The sequence below is a fragment of the Lactobacillus sp. C449L genome (assembly GCF_059900815.1).
The window spans coordinates 1-439 of record NZ_JBWXGA010000293.1 but is presented as its reverse complement, the minus strand read 5'-3'; the positions used below and the strand labels follow the sequence as shown (position 1 = coordinate 439).

General features: G+C 69.0%; 1 protein-coding gene. It reads right to left on the bottom strand.

The features are described from left to right. Positions 1-423, bottom strand: a 423-nt coding sequence (locus tag AC2JF9_RS09455; RefSeq protein WP_500727264.1) for a hypothetical protein, incomplete at its 3' end; no start/stop codon positions are given. Between the last annotated feature and the right edge of the window lie 16 nt (positions 424-439).

Below are 439 nucleotides of genomic sequence, written 5' to 3'. Positions count from 1 at the left end.
ATATTCGTGGGTATCGCTGTCATATTCGAGCACGAGCGAGCCGGGCTCGGCGCGGATCACCGCCTGCAGGTAGACGGCATCGATGTCGAGATGCTCGATCACGAACGTCTCCGACCGGCCGTCGATCACCACCGTCTCCCCGTCGGGAATGCGGCGCGTGCCCTTGTGCCGGCAGCGGCCGGCCCCGGCGGCGCGGAAATCCGGTCCGGGCGGATCGGTCTCCCAGAAGGACATGACCGCCCCGCCCGACTTGACGAACTTGAACAGGGTGCGGAGGCCGGGGAAGGCGATCGAGCGCGCACCGCCGGCGCCCGTCTTGCGCGCGGCGACGGCGTCGACCGGCATGACGCCGAGGCCGATCGAGAGCATGCCCGGCTCATCGAACAGGAGGAGGCCGGAATGGATGTCGCCGGTCAGCGCCATGAAGGGCGGCTCGAAG